Source organism: Nocardia sp. NPDC002869, from assembly GCF_046764065.1.
Taxonomy (GTDB): Bacteria; Actinomycetota; Actinomycetes; order Mycobacteriales; family Mycobacteriaceae; genus Nocardia; species Nocardia rhamnosiphila.
Map to the genome: position 1 here is coordinate 61921 of NZ_JBKOOL010000004.1, position 20601 is coordinate 82521.

Here is a 20601-nt window from a genome sequence, read left to right on the forward strand (position 1 = left end):
GCCCCGCGTGACCACCCTTCCGCAGCTGATCGCGACCGCTGTCGAGACCAATCCCGACGGTGCGGCGCTCGTCCTCGCCGACGGCACCGGTCCGCTGGAGCAGGTCAGCTACGCCGATCTGGACGCCTGGTCGAGCCGGTTGGCGCGGTCGCTCATGGCGCGCGGTATCGGTCCGGAGGATCTGGTGGCCGTGGCCATCCCGCGTTCCCTGGACGCGGTGCTGGCGGTCTGGGCGGTGGCCAAGACGGGTGCGGGGTTCGTGCCGATCGATCCCGCCTATCCGCCGAACTGGATCGCGCATCTGCTGGTCGATATCGGTGCCGTCTACGGTCTGGCGGTCTCCTGGGTTCGCAACGAACTTCCCGACGAGATCGAATGGTTGCAGGTCGACACTGTCGGCGCCGCCCGTGCGCTGGAGCAGTTCTCGTCCGAGCCGGTCACCTACGCCGACCGGATCCGCCCGCTGCGGGCCGAGCATCCCGCCTATGTCAGCTACGTCAGCGACGGCGAGGCCTCGCCGGACGGTGTGGTGGTCACCCAGGCCGGTCTGTCCGGTCTGTGCTCCGAACAGCAGGGCCGCTTCCGGGTCGAACCCGAGGACCGCACGCTGAACTTCGCGCCGCTTCCCTCGGATTCGGCCGTCCTGGAACTGCTGCTCGCGCTCGGCGGCGCCGCGACCATGGTGGTCGTCTCCCCGCTGGTGTCCACGGCGGACGAACTGACCGAACTGCTGCGTCGCACCGGTGTCACCCATGCCTACCTGACGCCCGAAGCCCTGGAGGTGATGGATCCGGCGGGGCTCGACGAACTGGGCGTGGTGGTCGCCGGGCGCCGGCCGTGCCCGCCCGAAGTGGTGGCGCGCTGGGCGATTCCCGTCGCCGGCGGGGCGACCCGGGTGCTGTACCAGGGTTACGGGCCGGCCGAGGCCACGATCATGACCGGCATCAGCACCGCGCTGACCCCCGGTGGGCCGCCCACCGTGGGCGCCCCGATCCGCGGTGTGACGGCCCATATCCTGGACGGACAGCTCGCGCAGGTGTCCGACGGCGGGGTGGGCGAGTTGTATCTCGGCGGTCCGCAACTGGCCCGCGGCTATCACCGCCGGCCCGGGCGGACCGCGCAACTGCTGGTCGCCGACCCGTACGCCGACGACGGTTCCCGGCTCTTCCGCACCGGTGATCTGGTGCGCCGCACCGGCGACGGCGAGATGGAATATATCGGCCGGGTCGAACTGCCGGCATTCCAACCGGCGCTCTCGGACGTCACGGCGAGTGACCCGGATATACCGCCGCTTGCCGTCGTCGAGGCCGACGCGGAGCCGGAGGCTGCGCTCCCCGAATCGCCGCCCGACTTCGAGCAGAGCCTGCCGATCCGGGAAACCGCGGCTTCGCCCGGGCAGCCCGGCCTTCCGCACGCCGAACCCGAGCAGAACACCTCCGCCGGATACGGCTACGGCCCGGCCCGTCAGGAACCCGACGCACCCGAGCCGGCTCCCGCGCGCGGGCTGCCGGGGGAAGACAGCAGACTCGCCTCCGAGCGGCGTGATATGGAACTGCCCGGGCGCGGCTACCTGGAAATGCCCGACCGCTCACATCCGCTGGGCGCGCGCGGCGCCCGGGCCGCGGGGCCTGCGCGCACCGGAACCGAGGCGAACGACCCGGCGGACCCGGAAGCCGACAGCCTGCCGATCGGCGGCGGCCGGCAACTGCCGGCGCCGAGCGATGCGCAGCCCGCCCGCGGGTGTTCGTTCCGGGCGGCCGGTGACGCGCTGGCGTTCTACGAGAACATGCCGGAGAGCGCGGCCGCGCCGGGTAACCGGGGACCGAGCCCGGCGATGCTACCCGCCACCCGACCGGAGTCCGGGGCCTCGGATTTCCCGTTCGGCGCCCGGGACAGCAATGCCCCGAGCCCGCTGTGGCCCGACTCCGCCGGCGCCGCATTGCATGCGGAGGAACCTCCGGCCCCGCAACCGGTAGCGGCATCGGACGACCATCCGGCCGCGGCGCAACGGCCGGAATCCATTCCCCTCTCGCCGGGGCAGCTGCGCCTGTGGGAGCGCAACCGGTTCACTCCCGAAGAAGGCGCCGACACCTTCACCGCCGCGATGACCCTGACCGGCACCCTGGACGCGACGGCCATGCAGGCCGCCGTCGCCGATGTGGTCGACCGGCACGAAACGCTGCGCACCGTCTACCCGGAGGTCGGCGGCACACCGCATCAGGTGGTGCTGCCCCGGGAACGGGCGGTACCGGAGGTGGTCGCCGAACCGGTCACGCCCGCCGAACTGCCCGAATGGCTGCGGGCATTGTCGCGGACCGATTTCGATGTCGCCGATCCCGAGCAGGTGCCGGTGCGGTTCGCGCTGGCCGAGATCGGCCCGCGGGAGCATGTGGTCGCGGTGGTCGTCCACCGCATCCTCGCCGACGAGGTGTCGGCCGGTCTGCTGCTGCGGGACCTGTTGCGAGCGTTCCTGGGCCGGCGCAACCGGTCGCGGCCGCTGTGGCAGCCGCTGCCGGTGCAGTATCTGGACTATTTCCTGAACCGCCAGGCCGTACTCGGCGACAGCACCGATCCGGGATCGCTCGCCGCGGCGCGGCTGGCGTTCTGGCGCGAATACCTGGCGGGGTTGCCGCCGCGGCTGGAAATTCCGGCCGTCACCGGCAGCTCCGGCGTCACGGGCTACGGCGTGCACGGTTTCGAGATCGGTACCCGCACCCATCGCCGGATCGCCGATATCGCCCGCCGGGGTGAGGTCTCCGAGTTCATCGTGGTGCGGGCGGCGTTCGCGGTGTTGCTGGCCCGCTCGGCCGCCGTCACCGATATCGTGCTCGGCAGCTCGGTGCGTGGACACGACGAACGCGAACTCGACGACGCGATCGGTCCCTACGCCAACACCGTCGTCCTGCGCACCCGCATCGATCCGGCGGAGTCCTTCCTCGACCTGGTCGTGCGGGTCGCCGAATCCGATCGCGCGGCCTTCGCCCACGCGGACCTGCCCTTCGAGATACTGGACGCCGCGATCGGCATCGGTGCGCCGCTGTTCGATATGGCGATCTCGTTACGGCACAACGATGTTCCGCGACTGGAGATGCCGAGCCTGTCGACCGAGCCGATCGAGATCGCGAACTCGTCCGCCGAGTGCGGGTTGCGGCTGGTGATCGACCCGCACCGCGCGCCCGACGGTTCACCGGACGGGATCGCGGCCGCGTTGCATTACGCCGCCGACCGGTACGACACGGCCATCGTCACCGAATTCGCGCGCCGGTTGCAGCGCGTACTCACCGTCGCCGGGGGTGATCCGGACGGTCCGGTCGGTGAAATCGACCTGCTGTCCCGGGCCGATCTCGATCGGTTGCTGGTGGTCTGGAACGACACCCGGTACCCGGTCGCGCCGGATCTGCTGCTCGACGGTTATCGCCGCACCGTCGCCACCCGCCCCGATACCGTGGCGGTGGCCGACGCGGAAGCCGAACTGACCTATCAGGAATTCGACGCCCGGGTGAACCGGCTGGCGCGGCGGCTGATCGAGGCCGGAGTCGGCACCGAGACACCGGTGGGCGTAGCGCTGCGGAACTCCACCGAGCTGCTGGTCGCGATCTACGCGGTGCTGACCGCCGGTGGCGTCTGCCTGCCGCTGGACCCCGACGATCCGGCCGGCTGGAACGCTCGGGTCATCGATATCGCCGGACCGGCCTGTGTGCTGGTGGCCCCGGCCGACGAAGCGCGGCTGGCGGCGGCGGTGGAAACGACCACGCGGCCGCGGCCACCGATCCTGGTGACCGGTACCGAAGATCTCGCCCGCCATTCCGCCGAGCCGGTGCGCCCGGAGGAACTGATCCGGCAGATACGCCCGGGTAACGCGGCGTACCTGCTGTGCGCCTCGGTGGCACCGGACGGACCGGAGCTGACGGTGCTCTCGCACAGCGCGATCAACAACCAGGTCACGTTGATGCTCGCCCAGTACCCGATGGGTTTCACCGACGTCTACCTCCAGCAGAATCCGCCCACCCGCGACACCTCGCTCTGGGGTACTTTCCTGCCGCTGCGCGCCGGCGCGGAACTGGCCCTGGTCCCGGCCGGGGCGCAGGACCCGGAGCGGATCGCCGCGACGATCGCCGCGCGGGCGGTGACGGTCACCGATTTCGGGCCCGACGAACTCGCCGCCTTCGCCGAGCACGCCGATCCGGGACCGGTGCGCAGCCTGCGCGAGGTATTCGTGACCGGCGGTCCGCTGGCGCCGGAAACGGCCGGGGCGGTGCGGGAACGCTGCGGTGCCCGGGCCCAGAACCTGTACGGGACCGCCGAAACCGCGGTGTCGGCGACCTCCTGGCCGGCTGCGGGGTCCGCGGATCGGTCGGTGCCGATCGGACTGCCGCAGTGGAACACCCGGGTGTACGTGCTGGATTCGCGGCTGCGGCCGGTTCCGCCCGGGGTCCCCGGTGAGCTGTACCTGGCCGGTGACCAGCTCGCTCGCGGATACCTCGGCCGTCACGGCGTCACCGCGGACCGGTTCGTCGCCAACCCCTTCGGTTACGGGCAGCGCATGTACCGGACCGGTGACATGGTGCGATGGCGCGACGCCACCGCCACCACCCCGCAGCGACTCGACTACTTGGGCCGTACCGATGACCAGTTCGGTTTCCGCGGCCACCGGATCCGTCCCGCCGCGGTCGCGGCCGCGCTGCGCGCCCTGCCCGGTATCGCCGCCGCCGCGGTACTCACCCGCGGCACCGGTCCGGCCGTATCGTCGGCCGCGCGTCCCGGCGCCCGCCTGGTCGCCTATATCGTTCCCGAGACGGCCGGCCCCGAACCCGACCTCGCCGGAATCCGCGCCGCGCTCGCGCAGACCCTGCCCGTGGCCCTGGTGCCGTCGGCGTTCGCGGCCGTCGAGCAGATCCCGGCGACCGGCACCGGCGAACCCGATCGGACCGGGCTACCGGACCCCGACGAGATCGCGCCGCTGCCACCCGATCCGGGCCCATGGGCCACGGACGCGCGCCGCGAACCCACCGGCGTGCGCGATATCGCGGAGACCGCACCGGCGGAACCGCAACCGCGGGCGGCCGAACCCGCCTCGACCGATGCCGCCGCCGCTACACCGGTCGCGTTCACCGGCGCCGCGCCGGAGACCACCGGTGAACTGCCCGCGACTCCCACCGCCGCCCGGCTGCTGGACAATCCCGTCCCCGGGGTCGAGGTCCGGTCGGTGGTGCTCGATTTACCGGCCGACCGGCCGCTGAGCACGACCGAGACCGCGGTGCGGTCACTGATGGCCCGGCATCCGATGCTGTCGGCCCGGCTCGACACCGGCAACCGGCCGGCCGTCCTGCGGATTCCACCGCGCGAGCAGCGCGGCGAACGCCAGTACTGGTGGCTCGGGCCGGAATCCGGTGAGAACACCCTGGCCACCGACGATGTGGTGCAGGCGGCGGCCGACGCGCTCGACCCCGTGACCGGTCGCAATATCCATTTCGTCGTCACCGGCACCGAACCGGATCGGCGGCTCGTGGTGGTGGCCAACGGACTGGCCGTCGACGACCGCTCGTGGCGGATCATCATCGACGAGCTGATCGCCGGCTGGGACGGCGCCGAACCCGCCGCGGCCGCACCCGAAACCAAACTGCCGCAGCTGGTGCACGCCCTGGACGCGCGCGCCCGCTCGATCGAACTACTGGACGAGTCCGGATGGTGGCGGCGCAACCTGGCCGGCGCGCAGATCGCGGCCCCGCTCGGGACCGCCGATCTCCGGGTCCGCCGCCGGGTCTCGCTGGCCATCACCGCCGAGGGCACCGCCGCGGTGACCGCCGCGGCCGGCGCCTACGGGGCCACCGTGCCCGAGGTACTGCTGACCGCCGTCGCCGTCGCCCTGCACACCGGTGCACAGGGCAAAGTCGCCCGCGCGATCGGGTCCCTGGTGCGCTGTGACGCCGACGCCCGGTCGTTCGCGAACGGAACCGGCGACCTCGTCGGCGGTTTCGCCACGGAATTCCCGCTGTCGGTCCGGATCGTCGATATCGATACCACCGAGGCACTGGTCGGTGGGCCCGCCGCGGGAAGCGCGCTGGTCCAGATCCGCGACCTGTACCGGTCGGTACCCGACGGCGGCGCGGGCTACGCGCTTCTGCGTCACCTGAACCCGGAGACCACCGCCGAATTCGCCGCCGCCGAATCCGGCCGGCTCACGCTGCGCTACCGGGATCTGCGCCCGGCCCGGGTCCACACCGACGGCCCGCACGACGAAGTGCCGCTGGCGCTGACCGTCGACGCCACCGACGACGGCCTGCTGTGCAGGTTCGACTACGCGACCGACGTTTTCGCCGGCGAAGATGTGAAAACCTTCGCCGAGCACTGGGTCCGCGCGCTCGGCGGCCTCGCCGAACACGGGTTGCGCCCGGATGCCGGGCACACCGAATCCGCTCCCGAACCCGAACCCGCGCCTTTGCCGGAGCCCGTGTCCCGGCCGCAGTCCGTGTCCGGGCCGCAGTCCCGGCCCGAGCCGCAGTCCCGGCCCGAGCCGCAGCTCGCGGCCGAGCCGGAGTCCAGGTCTATGTCCGAACCCGTACCGGACGCGGAGGTCACCTCACTGCTGCGCCCGGTCACCGACATACCGGGTGCCGCGGCGCTCGAGCCGGGCCGCGGCGCGCTACCGCGGCGTCACGCGCAACCCGCGGCCGCCGCCGATCCTCTTCCGGATACGGCCGGTGGACCCGCCCAGGGCGGGTTGCCGCGTCGCCGGACTCCGGGCACCGAGACACCCGGGACGGCCGCACCGGGTATGGACGCCGATGAGGCCGGAGCCGGGCTCCCGCAACGCCGACCGGTCAGCGGAGCCGGCGCGCCCGCCGAACCGGAGCCGTCCGCGTCTCCGCAGCGCGACACCACGCCCCCGTGGGAACCCGAAACCGTTGCGAGCCGGAGTGATTCGGCCGCGACGGCATCACCGGCCGCATTGCCGCAGCGTCGTTCGCGGCCGGATGCGGATTCTGCTGCGACGGTGGATCCGGTTTCGTTGCCGCAGCGTCGTTCGCGGCCGGATGCGGATTCTGCTGCGACGGTGGATCCGGTTTCGTTGCCGCAGCGTCGTTCGCGGCCGGATGCGGATTCTGCTGCGACGGTGGATCCGGTTTCGTTGCCGCAGCGTCCATCGCGACCCGATACGGACTTCGCGGCGGTGGCGGACCCAGGCCCGGCCTCGCTGCCGCAACGCGGCTCGGGACCGTCGCATTCGGCCCCCGGTGCCGCGAGTCCGGAACCGGCCGCACGTTCCGGGGTCCTGCCGCAGCGCCGGTCCCGGCACGACGATGGTCCTGCCGGTGAGCCGGTATCGGAGCAGGCTCCCGACCCCTCGGCGGCGCCGCAGGGCGGGCCGCGGTACGGCGGCGGAGCTGTCGCCGAGCCGGTGGAAGCCGACGAGCCCCCGCCGCCCGCGCTGCCTCGCCGCCGGTCCGCATCCGCGGGCCAACCGGAACGTTCCGGCACAGAGATGGATTCGCCCGAAGCCGCCGCGGCTCCGGGGTTGCCTCAGCGCCGCCCGCGGCATGACAGCGGCTCGCTCGCGGAACCGGAACCGGCCGGGGCGTCCGAGCCGGAACGGGCCGGGGCATCCGAGCCGGCAGCGGTGTCGTTGCCGCAGCGCCGGCCTCGGCGCGGCGCGCAGCCCGACGACGATCCGGTGGTCGGCCCTTCCGAGTCCGTGTCCACCGAGAGCGGGCCCGTGCCGGATCCGCTGCCGGTGCGCAGCCCGGCCGCCGAGACGCGACCCGCGCCCGCCGGCGCCGAGCCCGAATCGGTGAGTGCGCCGGCGCTGCCGCAGCGTGGAGCCCGCTCCGCGGTGGAATCGGACGGGCCGGTCGCCGGAACCGCGGCCGACCCCGGCCCGGCCGCGCTGCCGCGGCGCGAGCCGCGCGGTGAGGTCGAATCGGCGCCGGTCGAGCTCCCGCCGGCCCTGCCGCGGCGCCGGCCGCAACCCCTCCGGGACGAGACGGCGTCGTCGGAGCCCCGCGACTGGACTCTGAAGCCTTCGAAGCCCGCGGCCCCCGCGGCCACACCCGGGCCCGAGCTCACCGCAGACCCCGAGCTCACCGCAGACCCCGAGCTCACCGCCGATCCGGAGCCCACCACCTTCCTGCGGCCGATCCCCGATGTGGAGACGACCGCCTACATGTCTCCGATCGTCGATCTGGCCGCGCGTGACGACCAGAGCACCCTGCTGTCGCTGTTCGACGAACAGGTGAGGCGGACTCCCACGGTCCCGGCCGTGCGGCAGGGCGCGCGGGTGCTCAGTTACAGCGAACTGGACCGCAAGTCCCGGGCGCTGGCCGTGGAACTGATCCGTTTCGGCGTCGGCGACCGGACCCTGGTCGCCGTGGCCATGCGACCGGGTATCGACCTGGTGGTCGCGGTCTGCGCGGTACTGCGCGCAGGCGGCGGATACGTGCCGGTCGATCCCGGCCGCCCGGCCGCGGAAGTCGACGAGTTGCTGGCCACGGCGGCTCCGATCTGCGTGCTGAGCACCTCGGACGAGGGTCTCACCACCGGCACCGGTATCTCGGTGGTCGCCATCGACCTGCTGTATCTGGACCTGCCCGCCGACCCGGCCGCCTTCCCGCCCGTCGCCGCCGACGACCTCGCCGATATCCGGTTCGTCCCCGGCGGCACGGCCGGTGTCACGAGCACGCACCGGCAGTTGGTCGAGCGACTGCGGCGGGCGCAGCGCAGCCATCCCTACGATTCGTCCGATCTGGTGCTGCACGCGGCGCCGACTGTGACCGATATCACTTTGTGGGAGTTGTTCCGGCCGCTGCACCACGGTGCCCAGATCCTGATGCCCGACCATCCGGGCCGGGCCGCCGACCTGTCCCGTTCGATCGCCGCCCACCGGGTGACGATCGTGCACGTGGTCCCGTCCCTGCTGGACCGGTTCCTCGATTCGGTGACCGACGGCGGTGGCCGCGCCGCGCATCCGAGCCTGCGCCGGGTCGTCGTGGACGGCGCGGCCCTCCCGCCCGGCGGTGTCGAACGGTTCACCACGCTGTTGCCCGGCGCGGAACTGGTGATCTGGTACGGCCACAACGAGACGGGTGTGATCACCGTGGGGTCGGTCGGCGGGCGGCCGGTCACCAACGACCGGGTGTATCTGCTGGACGAGCAGTTGCGTCCGGTACCGCCGGGCACCGTCGGCGAGATGTACATCGGGGGTCCGCAGCTGGCCCGGGGTTACTACGGCGCCGCCGCGGAGACGGCCTCGCGGTTCGTCGCCACCGGCGGTGGTGGACGGCTGTACCGGACGGGGGACCTGGTCCGCCGCCGGGACGGTGTGCTGGAATATCTCGGGCGTGTCGAACGCGTCGGCGGGTCGCTCATAAGTGGCTCCCGGCGGGGCGGGCATGATTGAAACCACTCCGCGGTGTCCCGAATTTCCGAGCCGACCGGGCGCCGTCACCGAATCTCCGATCCGGTCGACCGGAACAAGATTTTCGGGCAACGCTACGGTAACGATATGTCCGCAAAGTACGACTACAGGACAGAACTCTCGGGGTGTACGAATCATGCCCCGTTACTGTGAGTCGTTCGGGTCCTGGAGCCGGTTGTTGCGGTGGGGAAAGAGCCCGGATGAAAATTCGAGACGAAGCGAAGGTGTGAAATTGATACGTCGACTCACCCGGCGTGGCGGTAGACGCGCCGCGGCAATGGTCGCGGCCACGGCAGTTCTTACCGGTGTGATGACCGGTCTCGGTGGGAGCACCGCCGGTGCGGATCCGATCATCGAGTCCAAGACACTGCTCGCCGACCCCACCGCGCCCGACGGGTCACGCATCGTCAAGGCCGAGTACAAGGACGACCGCAATCTGCGGCTCTACGTGAACTCGGTGGCCATGGACAAGGACATTGTCGTCGACGTCCAGCGCCCGGCCGACGCCTCGGTGCCCCGGCCCACCCTCTACCTGCTCAACGGCGCGGGTGGCGGCGAGGACTCGGCGTCCTGGCAGGCCCAGACCAACACCCTCGAATTCCTGTCCGACAAGAACGTCAATGTGATCCAGCCCATCGGCGGCTCCTGGACCTACTACACCGACTGGATCAAAGACGATCCGGCGCTGGGCCGCAACAAGTGGAAGACCTTCTTCACCGAAGAGCTCCCGCCGCTGATCGACGGCGCACTGGGCACCAACGGCGTGAACGGCCTCGCCGGTCTGTCCACCTCGGGCACCACCGTGCTGGCCCTGCCGATCGCCAAGCCCGGTCTCTACAAGGCGGCCGCCGCCTACAGCGGTTGCGCCCAGACCAGCGACCCGGTCGGTTCGGAGTTCGTGAAGCTCACCGTGAACACGTGGGGCGGCGGCAACACCGACAACATGTGGGGTCCGCAGGGCTCGCCGGAATGGGCCGCGAACGATCCGTACGTGCACGCCGAAGGGCTGCGCGGGCTCGAACTCTACGTCTCCACCGGTAACGGTCTGCCCGGCCGCTGGGACACCCTGAACGGCCCGCACACCCTGCCCGGCTCCTACGGGCTGGCCAACCAGATCCTGGTCGGCGGCGTCATCGAGGCGGGCACCAACTTCTGCACCCACAACCTGAAGACGCGGCTGGATTCCCTCGGTATCCCGGCCACCTTCAACTTCCGTGACTCGGGTACCCACTCCTGGGGTTACTGGGAGGACGAGTTCAAGGTGTCCTGGCCGGTCCTGGCCCGCGGCCTGGGCATCTAGCCCGCTCCACGGTCACGAAAACACCCGCCCTGCCACCGGCAGGGCGGGTGTTTTCGTCGGCGGGGTCGCGCCTACTCCGCGAAGACCGCTTGGCGTTTGCCCAGCATGGCGCCGGCGCCCTCGAAGAAGTCGGGGGATCGCAGCAGTTCCACCTGGCCGGCCTTCTCGTCGGCCAGAGCCGAGTCCAGAGCGCCGAGGGTGGCGCGGTTGAGCGCCTTCTTGGTGAGTTCGAGGGCCCGCCGCGGGCCGTGGGAAATCTTCTCGGCGGCGGCCTCGACGGCGGCATCCAGTTCCTCGGTGGTGGCCAGGACTTCGGTGAGCAGGCCTTCGGCGCGGGCGGCGGGGGCGGACAGGCGTTCGCCGAGCAGTGCCATCCGCGCGGCCAGCGGACGGCCGGCGGCCGCGGCCACCAGCGCCGCGGCGCCACCGTCGGGCATCAGGCCGATATTGATGAACGCCAGCAGCAGGTAGGAGTCGGCTTCGGCGTAGACCAGGTCGGCGGCCAGCGCGATACCGACCCCGACCCCGGCGGTCGCGCCCCGGAGGCGGACGATAACCGGTACCGGTAGGTCGACGACGGCGCGGACGAGCCGGTTGGCGGCGTCCATCACCTGGTCGGGGGTGATGCCGCGGGCGCCTTCTTCGGCGCTGGCGGCCAGGTCGGCGCCGGTGCAGAAGTCGCCGCCGTCGCCGGTGAGCACGACCACCCGCACGGCTTTGTCCTCCGCGGCGGCGAGGAAGGTGTCGCCCAGGGCGACCAGCGAGTCGTAGTCGAGCGCGTTCTTGCGCTTGGGCTTGGTGAGGGTGACCCGCAGTACCCGGCCGTCCTGCACGGCGGAGAAACCCGCCGGCTGCGTGGTGGGGGAATCTGTGTTGACCATGCGCGCTCCATCGGGTGCCGTCCGGTGCCGACCGGGTGGCGAATAGCGGTTAACGTTGCGAATTGTGGTTAACTTAGGTTGACTTGTCGGGCGCTGTCAACACCGGCGGCGCCGCCGAGGCGAACGGAGAATACATGGTCGCGGATAGCAGCCGGGTGGACCCGGTGCGCGTGCGTCCGGTCGACCGTGGCAACGGCCAGGGCGGGCGACGCCGGCCCAAGGACCGCAAGGTGCAGATCATGCGCGCCGCGGCCCGGGCCTTCAGCGAACGTGGCTACTACCCGGTGGGTGTGGACGAGATCGCGGCCGAGGTCGGGATCTCCGGTCCCGCACTGTACCGCCATTTCGCCAATAAATACGCCCTGCTGGTCGCCGCCGCGGAGGAAGGCGCCCGGCAACTGCTCGAGGCCGCCCGGGCCGCGGACGAGCCGGAAGCGAAGCCGGACGAACGTCTCGACGCCCTCATCCGGGCGGTCGCCGAGCACACCATCGAGATCCGGCGCGAGGCCGGTCTGTACCGGTGGGAGGGCCGCTATCTGGAGCAGCCCGACCGTGCCCGCATCCGCACTCTCTACAACGAGATCAACAACACGCTGGCCGCGCCGATCGCGCAGCTCCGCCCGGACGCCCCACCGGAGGACATCGCCCTGCTGGCCGCCGCCGTGCTCAGCGTGATCGGCAGTATCTCGGCCCATCGGACCGCTCTGTCCAGCGCCAAACTGCTGCCGCTGCTGCACGATATGGCCTGGTCGATCGTGCGTACCGAACTCCCGCCCGCACCCGGGCCCGGCGAACCCGACAACATCCCGCGCGGTCTGCCGGTGACCTCCAAACGGGAGCAGTTGCTCACCGAGGCGATCCGGATCTTCGGCCGCCGCGGCTACCACGAGGCCAGTATCGAGGAGATCGGCGCGGCGGTCGGTATCAACGCCTCCAGCGTCTACCGATACTTCAGCAGTAAATCCGATCTGCTGGCGGCGGCCTTCCACCGCACCGGCGACCGGCTGGCCTTCGCCATCACCGAGGCGCTCGCCGAGGCGAGCGGCCGCGCCGACGCGGTGGACAAGATCGCCGACCGCTACGTCCGGCTCAGTTTCGCCATGCCGGAGATCATGCCGGTGTACTACGCGGAATTCCCGAACCTGCCCCCGGCCGAACAGCACAAACTGCGGGCCATCCAGCGGCAGAACGTGCAGGAATGGGCGAATCTGCTCGACAGTGATCCGATCGAGGCGCGCTTCCGGGTGCATTCGGCGATCGGCCAGGTCATCGATGTGGGCCGGTTGATCCGTTTCGATTCCCGGCCTCAGCACATGGCCCGGGTGCATGCCCTCATGATGGCGGCCACGCTCGGTTCTCCGACGGTCTGATCGGCGTCGCGCGCCCGGGTGGGACGAAGCGCGGCGTGGTGAGCTCGGCGCCGGTTCATCGCCTCGAAGTCGCGGGCTCGGCTCGGCCGAGGACGAGATGCAGGAGAAGGGCTCGGGTACCTCGATCGGCTGCGGCGGCTGGGCGCGAGCGAACGCGCCGTGCGGATGGAGCGCGATATCTGGATCCTGCTGCATTCGGTGGCGCCGGCGCAGGCGGCGGACTGGGTCGCCGACAAGCTCGACGCGCTGCACGATCCCGAGTTCGGCGCCCTGTATCTCGAGCATGATGCCGCGTTCGACTTGTCACCCGCCGACCCGCGGCTGCCGGACCTGGCGAGGCGTACCGTGCGCTGGCTGGCCGGCGGGCCGGAACAGCGAGCCGGGCCGTACGATCCCCGCCCTGGATACGGAGCTGCTCCGGCTGGTGACCGGGTCGGTCGGCAGCACCTCGCCCGCGTGGGATCGGCTCGCCGCTCTGGGGCGTGAATCGGCCGGGTGAAGGCGGCCTACCGCGGTGCGGCGACGGAGCCGGACGGCCCGTCCGCGGGGCCGCCGGACACGGCCCGGAAGTCGTCGGTCAGCCGTGGCGGAACCGGAATACCGTGCGCGCCACCCGCAGTCGCCGCCCATTGCGGTGGAAGCTGGACAGGCCCAGCAGTTCTCCGTACCGGTTGCGGGCGATGGACAGGGTGCGGCTGAATTCGCGGAGCCCGTGTACGCCGTGGCTGTGCCCCTGCCCGTATTCGCCGATCCCGCCGAAGGGCAGCGCCGGGATACTGGCGTAGGTGGTGGCGGTATTGACCGTGACCACCCCGACCCGCAGGCGTTCGGCGTAGACCTCGACCTCGGCGATATCGCGGGTGAATACCGAGACCGCGATACCGCGGCCGGCATCGTTGATCCGGTCCACGGCGTCGTCGAGATCGCGCACCTTGTTCACGATGAGGACCGGGCCGATGCCCTCCTCGGTGATGGCGACACTCTCCTCCGGTACATCGGCCAGCACGATGGGCTCAACGTAGGGTTCACGGATGGAATCCAGGCCGCCGACCACCGCGCGTCCGCCGCGCGCCAAGGCGTCGCGGACCTGTTTGCGCACCACCTCGGTCTGCGATTCCAGGATCATCGGTCCATAGGACGACCGCCGGTCCGCGCCGGGCTTCAGGGCGCGGGCCCGTGTGACCACCAGCTCGAGGAACTGGTCGTAGACCGAGGCCGCGACATAGGCCCGCTGGACGCCGGTCGCGTTCTGGCCCGCATTGGCCATGGCCCCGAACACCGCGGCGTCGGCGGCGTCGTCGAGTTTCGCGTCGACGTGCACGATCATCGCGCCCTTGCCGGAGTTCTCGACCACCACCGGGGTCATGGTCTGGGCGCACAGCGAGATCACTTCGCGGCCTTCGGCTTCCGGCCCCGCGTACGCGATCTTGTCGACCCCGGCGCGGCACAGCGCGGCCGCGGTCGAATCGTCGCCGGTGACCGCCGCCAGCACGGGCCTGTCGGGGGCGATCTCGCGCCACGTCTCGGCCAGCCACAGCCCGGTGCCGCTGGTCACCGCGTGCGGTTTGAAAACCACCGCGTTGCCCGCGGCCATGGCGTAGGCGATCGAGCCCATCGGTGTGAAAACCGGGTTCTGCCAGGGGCCGAGGACGCCGACCACACCCAGCGGCAGATAGCCGACCGACGCCCGCTGATTGCGGGTGAGCCAGTTGGAGGCCAGCGGTTTCCGGCTCAGCGCGCGACCGGCATTGCGCGCCGCCCAGTCCAGGTTCTCCACGGCGAGCATGACTTCGATCGCCGCGTCGGCCTCGGGTTTGCCGGTTTCGTCGCGCAGGATCTCCACCAGTTGCGCGGCCCGGCGCGCGATAACCCGTTTCCACTCCAGCAGGAGTCGTTTGCGAGTTCCGAAACCCGCTGTCGACCACCAGTCCTCGACCGTGCGCGCGGCATGGACCGCGCGTTCGAGTTCGCTGGGGCCGGCAACGGCATAACTGCCCACCACCTCGCCGGTGCGGGGGTCGTGGGATGTGAGCACGCTCGGTCGGCCGGGTCCTCCCGAACGCGTCGCCACCTCGGGCTGCGCGGTATCGGCCATGGCACTCAGATTATGGTGGTGGCGTAGCGCCGACAAGGTACGAGCACTGCCCATGAACTGTCCCTGCACCGCCGACCAGGGTGGATGACCGGCCGCGACGTCGCTGTGAGCAAAGGCACATTTGGTTTGACCCGGCATGGGGTAAAGGCGGTGCTCCGGCGCCTATTCCTCGGCCGGTAACATCGCGCCCGGCGCCAGGGATCATCCAGGGGGATACCGGTGCGCCGGTCACCCCGCCCGCCGATCAGGCCGATAGTGGAGAGTTGATGCCGATTTCGAACGAAGCCGTGACAGCCGCCGGCGAGAATGCCCCACCGCTTCGATCGGTGCATTCCCGCACCCCCGGCGCCGGGACATCGGAGTACGGGAACGGCCGTGCCGCGCCGGCGCTCGCTCCTCGCCCCCACGGCGCCGGGCCCGTCTGGGCGGACGCCGTCCGCGTCGAGGGCCTCACCAAATCCTTCGGTGAAGTGCAGGCATTGCGCGGGGTGAGCTTCGCGGCCGCCCGCGGCACGGTGCTCGGCGTCCTGGGGCCCAACGGCGCGGGCAAGACCACCACCGTGAAGGTCCTGTCCACCCTGCTGCGTCCCGATTCCGGGAGCGCGGTGGTGGCCGGTCACGATATCCGCAAGGATCCGGCCGGGGTGCGCCGCTCGATCATGATGACCGGCCAGTACGCCGCCCTCGACGAGAACCTGTCGGGCCGGGAGAACCTGGAACTGTTCGGCCGGCTGATGGGCCTGCGCAAATCGGCGGCGCGTAAGCGCGCCGACGCGTTGCTCGAAGAATTCGACCTGGTCGCTTCCGGCCGCCGCCCGGTCCGCCAGTATTCCGGTGGGATGCGGCGGCGGGTCGATATCGCCTGCGGTCTGGTGGTCCGGCCCGAAGTGGTGTTCCTCGACGAACCGACCACCGGTCTCGACCCGCGCAGCCGGCAAGGTGTCTGGGATCTGGTGAGCGCGCTGAAAGAGCAGGGCATCACCGTGCTGCTCACCACCCAGTACCTGGAAGAAGCCGACGTTCTGTCGGACAACATCATCGTGATCGACAAGGGCACGGTGATCGCGGAGGGCACCGCCGACGAACTCAAGGAGAAGACCGGCGGCAGCTACTGCGAGGTCGTCCCGCTGGACCCGACCCAGCTGGCCCGGGCCGCCGCCGCGCTGGGGGACCTGGTTCCGCCGGCCGTCGCCGCCGAACTCGCCGGAGCCGAACGCCTCTCCATCCCGGCGCCCGACGGTGCCGCGACGCTGGCCGAGGCGCTGCGCCGGTTGGATGCCGCCGGCATCACCCTGGCCGATATCGGGCTGCGCCGCCCCTCCCTCGACGATGTGTTCCTCTCCATCACCGGGCACTCGGGCGGTACCGGCCGGCCGGGTGATCCCGCGTGAGCGCTCCCGCGGTATCCCGCCGCGACCTGTTCGGTGATCTCCCACAGCCGCGGGTGTCCGTGTTCGCGCAGTGGCGGGCATTGACCGGACGCGTCGTCTGGACCATGGTCACCAAAGGCGAAATGATCGCCGCGATCGTGATGCCGCTGGTCTTCACCCTCGGTTTCTATCTCCCGCTGCGCTTTGTGATGCAGTTCCAGGGCATCGACTACGCGCAGTTCGTCATGCCGATCGTGGTGCTGCAGACCATGGCGTTCACCATGATGTCCAATGCGCAGCTGGCCGCCGTCGAGGCGCTCACCGGGTTCAGCACCCGATTGCAGACCATGCCGATCGGCATGCTGGTACCGCTGGGCTCGCGGATCGCGGCGGGGCTGTTCCGCTCGGTCGTATCGTTGGCCGCGGCCCTGATCTACGGCCACCTCATCGGTTTCGAGTTCACCGCCGGCTGGGGTCAGACCGTCGGCTTCTGTGCTTTCGCGCTCGCCGTCGGCACCGTGCTGGCGGTCGGCGCGGACGGGTTGGGCAGCCTGACCAAGAGCCCTGCCTCGCTGAGCCAGGCGCTCACCTTGCCGACGCTGATCTTCGGCATGATGTCGTGCGGTTTCGTGCCCGAGACCGGTTTCCCCGAATGGGTGCGGCCGTTCGTACGTAATCAGCCGATCACCCAGTTCGCCTACGCACTGCGCGATATGGCGGGTGACGGGGTGACCTGGGAGGTATTGCGAGTGGGAGTGTTCTGGCTGGTCGGTGCGGCGGCGGTATTCACCCCGTTCGCGGTCTGGGCGAGTGTGAGGCGGTCATGAGCGTTATCGAACGACCCACCGCGACCGGAACCGAAGAGTTGCCGGTCCATATCGCCGCGCTCGAACTGCCCCGGGTCGAGCCGCGGTCCGAGCGATCGCTGGTGGTCTGGGCGGTACACAGTTCCATCCAGTGCAAACGGCTGCTGACGGCCTGGCTCCGCGATCCGGCCACCACCATCCAGACGATCGTGTACCCGGCACTGACCCTGGTGATGTTCTGGATCGTGCTCGATGATTCCATCTCCGGTTTCACCGGGAAGCCCGCCATCTACGGCACCGTCCCGATGATCACCCTTGTCGCGGCGATGACGGGCGCGGTGGTCAGCGCGCTGGGCTTCAAGGTCGAGAAGGCCACCGGGCTGCTGGGCCGGTTCTGGACCATGCCGATCCATCGCGCGGCGAGCCTGACCGGCCGGTTGTTCGCCGAGGTGATCCGGATCTCGCTCACCACGGTCATCATCATCGCCGTCGGTTTCGCCCTCGGATTCCGCTTCGACCAGGGGCCGTGGGCCGCACTCGGACTCATGGGGATCCCGATCCTGTTCGGGCTCGCCTTCGCCGTCTTCATCACCGCGCTCGCGGCCTCCACCGAAGGCCCGCTGCTGGTCCAGCTGGTCGCGATCTTCATGAACCTGCTGCTGTTCTTCAATTCCGGTTTCGTCCCGGTGTTCGCCTACCCGAGCTGGCTGCGGTCGACGGTGGAGAATCAGCCGATGAGCTGCGCCATCGAAGCGATGAAGGGGCTGTCCTTCGGCGGTCCGGTCGCCGAACCGCTCGTCGACACCCTGCTGTGGGTGGTCGGCGCCATCCTGGTGTTCGGCTATCCCGCCGTCCGCGGCTACCGAAAATCCGCCGAGCGCAGCGGCTGATCGCGGCCGGCTACTTCCGGGACTCGGACGACCGTGTCTCGGAAGTGGCCGGTGCGAACGGGTAGCCGGCCCAGCGGTCGCGGTGGGTCCAGCCGACCAGGTCGTAGCGCCAGCGGAACGGCCAGGTGTGCGAGACGGTATTGAACAGGACCGCGCCCAGCGCCGCGTAATCGTCGTGGGCCGAGAGCAGGGCACGCTGTCCCCGCGGCGAGGCGGAGAAAAAGGAATCGAACATGGCGATCGACTGCTCGGTGGTCAACCGGCCCAATCCCCACAGACCGCGCATCCGCATCCAGTAGGTGAGCCGGGCCTGCCACGGCCACAGCGCGGCGATCGGGTCCTCGCCGGCCAGAATCGCGGTGACCGCGGTATCGGCCAGCGCGAACGAATCGGCGACGCTGTAGCCGGTGCAGGGGTGCATCATCCCGCCGCGCGACCCGTAGGGCACCACCTTTCCCACCCCGTTCTTCGGCGGCGGGGTGTCCAGCGGATAGTGCGCGGCCTCGGTCGGCTCCGCGCCGGTCAGTTCGATACCGTGCGCCGCCAGCCGCGCGAGAGTGCGCTTGCGCAGTTCGTGCTGCGGCATCCCGCCCCGTAGGCCGAGGCTGGTCTCCTCGAAGATCACGGTGCCGTCCCCGAGGGGCACCGAATACAGGAACGACGGCGGTTCGTCGGGTCCGGCACCGTTCTCCGGCCGCCAGTCCAGCAGCAGGCCCTCACCCTCCCCGACCATCGGCGCCGCGGTCTCGGCGTTCACGAAGATCCCGTGCGCGCTGGCCGCGCGCCGGTCGCCCAGCGGCGGCATCCCGCGCGAATCCACCACCACCGCCGCGCGGATCACCGTGCCGTCGGCCAGCTCGACCTCGCGTGCGTCCACCCGCACCGCCCGCCCCGCGTACACCTGGGCGTCATCGAGTGAGAGCGCGTCGCGCAGCAGCGGCTTGGACAGCACACAATAGGGTCGCTCGATCTTGATCTCGGAGGTCGTCCAGACCACCGGTGCCGGAATCCGGCTCGCGATCACACTGTGCGGCAACCAGTCCGGGAGCTCGTCGATCCAGCAGGAGAAAGTCGGCGGCCACAGGCGATCCGGGCGGGGATCGACGGCGGCGACCCGAAGACCGGCCACGACGGCCCGGTTGGCCAGCGCCCGCCCGGATGGGCCCAGCCCGACCACACAGATATCGAACTCACGGACCACGCTGTCTGCCATGTACTGCATTCAACGGGGTGAGGGCAGGGGAGGGCAATCAGCACCGGGCCGGACCCGACGGATCCGGTCTTCGGGATTGTCGAGGAACAGATCGCTGTGGTCGATAGCGAAGTCACCATTGGGCAGCATCCGACCCTCGCCGTAGTAGCGGCCGATCACCGTGTCCGGCAGATAGGAGCGTAATCCGCGGGGGGACATGTCGGCCGGATAGTCGACCCGGCGACCCCATCCCGGCGGGGCCTCATCGCTGCCGAACAGGATCCAATGATCGACAGGTACGGGATCGCCCGGATGGGGCGCACGACCGGTGTGGGAGTCCAGGGCGGGCGCGACGAACAGGTCGGGCTCGGCGGGCTTGTACCACAACATCAGTGGCTTGGCCTGCTCGGCTTCCGCATTGTCGAAGCAGCACAACGCAATGGTGTGGTCCGGGAAGTGTTCGGCGTAGAAGGTGAACAGGTCGGAGCGAATTGCAGGCCTCCTGCGTCGAGGAACGCGATCGAGGACCTCGGGGATCCGCTGCGGGGAGGCCGCGAGCAGCACCGTGTACACATCGTGCTCGAAAACGGAGACCTCCGGGCCGGAATCCATCCAGATGACGTCATCGTCCTCCGGAGCGTTCGCTGCGGGTGGATTCACGGCATCCACCATTTGTTGCAGGACGTCTCCGTGATGCCGGACCGAAATAAAGTTGTCCGGCGTCATGGTCTCAGCGGCGGGCAGGTGCAGGAGCATGGCGTTGGGGCCGCCGGCGAGGTCGGCGACGGTGTTCTGGTATCCGAGAACATGGATCACCCCATGATAGGGATGATCGACTCTTCCGACATAGACGATGGTGCCGCTGAATGTTGCTCTATCGATGGAGACGCACACGACTGCCACCTTATGGAGAGGCGGCCTCTGGGGCAGCCGACTTCGTGGAGGGGTCTGCAACGCTGTCGGTATTTCCGCCGCGGTGCTGTGGTGTCTCTGGGGTCCCCTGTTGCGCTCGCCGACGGCGGTGAGTCGTTGGTTTCCCTCGGTTCCGCCATGGGTGGTCCACCTCCGCCCTGCCGGGCGCGCGTATCGCTAGGTATTCGGGGTGACCCAGGTGGTGATGTCGGCGTGGACCACTTCCTTGCCGGTTCTGTCGTAGATCGATACCGGGATCGTCAGGTCCCGGCCCTCGGTGATCGCGGCGAAGTCGGGGACCTCCGTGAGTTCCGCGACCGCCCGTAGGCCCGTGGTGGCTTTGGTCAGGTACTGGACCTGCATCGCTTTGGGG

12 protein-coding genes are annotated in these 20601 nt (G+C 70.3%); 7 read left to right on the plus strand and 5 right to left on the minus strand.

Annotated features, from left to right (window positions below):
• Positions 1-7: 7 nt before the first annotated feature.
• Together ACLML9_RS01245 and ACLML9_RS01250 are read left to right on the plus strand one after the other, a co-directional pair.
• The gene (locus ACLML9_RS01245) at positions 8-9394 is read left to right on the plus strand and encodes an AMP-binding protein (RefSeq protein WP_411943709.1); all 9387 of its coding nucleotides are present in this window, start codon (positions 8-10) and stop codon (positions 9392-9394) included.
• Between the two features lie 328 nt (positions 9395-9722).
• Positions 9723-10712: an alpha/beta hydrolase gene (locus tag ACLML9_RS01250; protein WP_030522711.1), complete on the plus strand. Its 990-nt coding sequence runs from the start codon at positions 9723-9725 to the stop codon at positions 10710-10712.
• Between the two features lie 71 nt (positions 10713-10783).
• On the opposite strand, the gene ACLML9_RS01255 is transcribed toward ACLML9_RS01250, so the two are convergent.
• Positions 10784-11593, minus strand: coding sequence for an enoyl-CoA hydratase-related protein (locus ACLML9_RS01255; protein WP_411943710.1), 810 nt, complete (start codon positions 11591-11593; stop codon positions 10784-10786).
• Positions 11594-11727: 134 nt separating this feature from the next.
• Here ACLML9_RS01255 and ACLML9_RS01260 point away from each other — a divergent pair, with 134 nt between their 5' ends.
• Together ACLML9_RS01260 and ACLML9_RS01265 are read left to right on the plus strand one after the other, a co-directional pair.
• Positions 11728-12963: a TetR/AcrR family transcriptional regulator gene (locus tag ACLML9_RS01260; RefSeq protein ID WP_411943711.1), complete on the plus strand. Its 1236-nt coding sequence runs from the start codon at positions 11728-11730 to the stop codon at positions 12961-12963.
• 159 nt (positions 12964-13122) lie between these two features.
• On the plus strand, positions 13123-13449 hold the full coding sequence (locus tag ACLML9_RS01265; protein WP_411943712.1) for a hypothetical protein: 327 nt from the start codon (positions 13123-13125) through the stop codon (positions 13447-13449).
• Positions 13450-13540: 91 nt separating this feature from the next.
• Here ACLML9_RS01265 and ACLML9_RS01270 read toward each other — a convergent pair whose 3' ends face one another.
• Positions 13541-15058 (minus strand): aldehyde dehydrogenase family protein, encoded by a 1518-nt coding sequence (locus ACLML9_RS01270; protein WP_411943713.1) that lies wholly within the window; start codon positions 15056-15058, stop codon positions 13541-13543.
• A 266-nt stretch (positions 15059-15324) separates the two neighbouring features.
• Here ACLML9_RS01270 and ACLML9_RS01275 point away from each other — a divergent pair, with 266 nt between their 5' ends.
• Genes ACLML9_RS01275 through ACLML9_RS01285 form a run of 3 tightly spaced genes read left to right on the plus strand, consistent with a single transcriptional unit; the run spans position 15325 to position 18124 of the window.
• The gene (locus tag ACLML9_RS01275) at positions 15325-16449 is read left to right on the plus strand and encodes an ATP-binding cassette domain-containing protein (protein ID WP_411943714.1); all 1125 of its coding nucleotides are present in this window, start codon (positions 15325-15327) and stop codon (positions 16447-16449) included.
• Positions 16446-17255: an ABC transporter permease gene (locus tag ACLML9_RS01280; RefSeq protein WP_265802601.1), complete on the plus strand. Its 810-nt coding sequence runs from the start codon at positions 16446-16448 to the stop codon at positions 17253-17255. The genes ACLML9_RS01275 and ACLML9_RS01280 overlap by 4 nt, the downstream gene beginning before the upstream one ends.
• Positions 17252-18124 carry an ABC transporter permease gene (locus tag ACLML9_RS01285; protein ID WP_411943715.1) on the plus strand — a complete coding sequence of 291 codons (873 nt, stop codon included), beginning with the start codon at positions 17252-17254 and terminating at the stop codon, positions 18122-18124. The genes ACLML9_RS01280 and ACLML9_RS01285 overlap by 4 nt, the downstream gene beginning before the upstream one ends.
• Positions 18125-18134: 10 nt before the next feature.
• Here ACLML9_RS01285 and ACLML9_RS01290 read toward each other — a convergent pair whose 3' ends face one another.
• From ACLML9_RS01290 to ACLML9_RS01300, 3 genes are all read right to left on the minus strand, one after another.
• A complete protein-coding gene (locus tag ACLML9_RS01290; protein ID WP_411943716.1) occupies positions 18135-19337 on the minus strand; it encodes a lycopene cyclase family protein in 1203 nt (400 codons plus the stop codon).
• A gap of 9 nt (positions 19338-19346) precedes the next feature.
• A complete protein-coding gene (locus tag ACLML9_RS01295; RefSeq protein WP_411943717.1) occupies positions 19347-20210 on the minus strand; it encodes a hypothetical protein in 864 nt (287 codons plus the stop codon).
• Between the two features lie 195 nt (positions 20211-20405).
• A partial coding sequence (locus ACLML9_RS01300; protein WP_411943718.1) for a DUF4442 domain-containing protein occupies positions 20406-20601 on the minus strand: 196 nt, incomplete at its 5' end.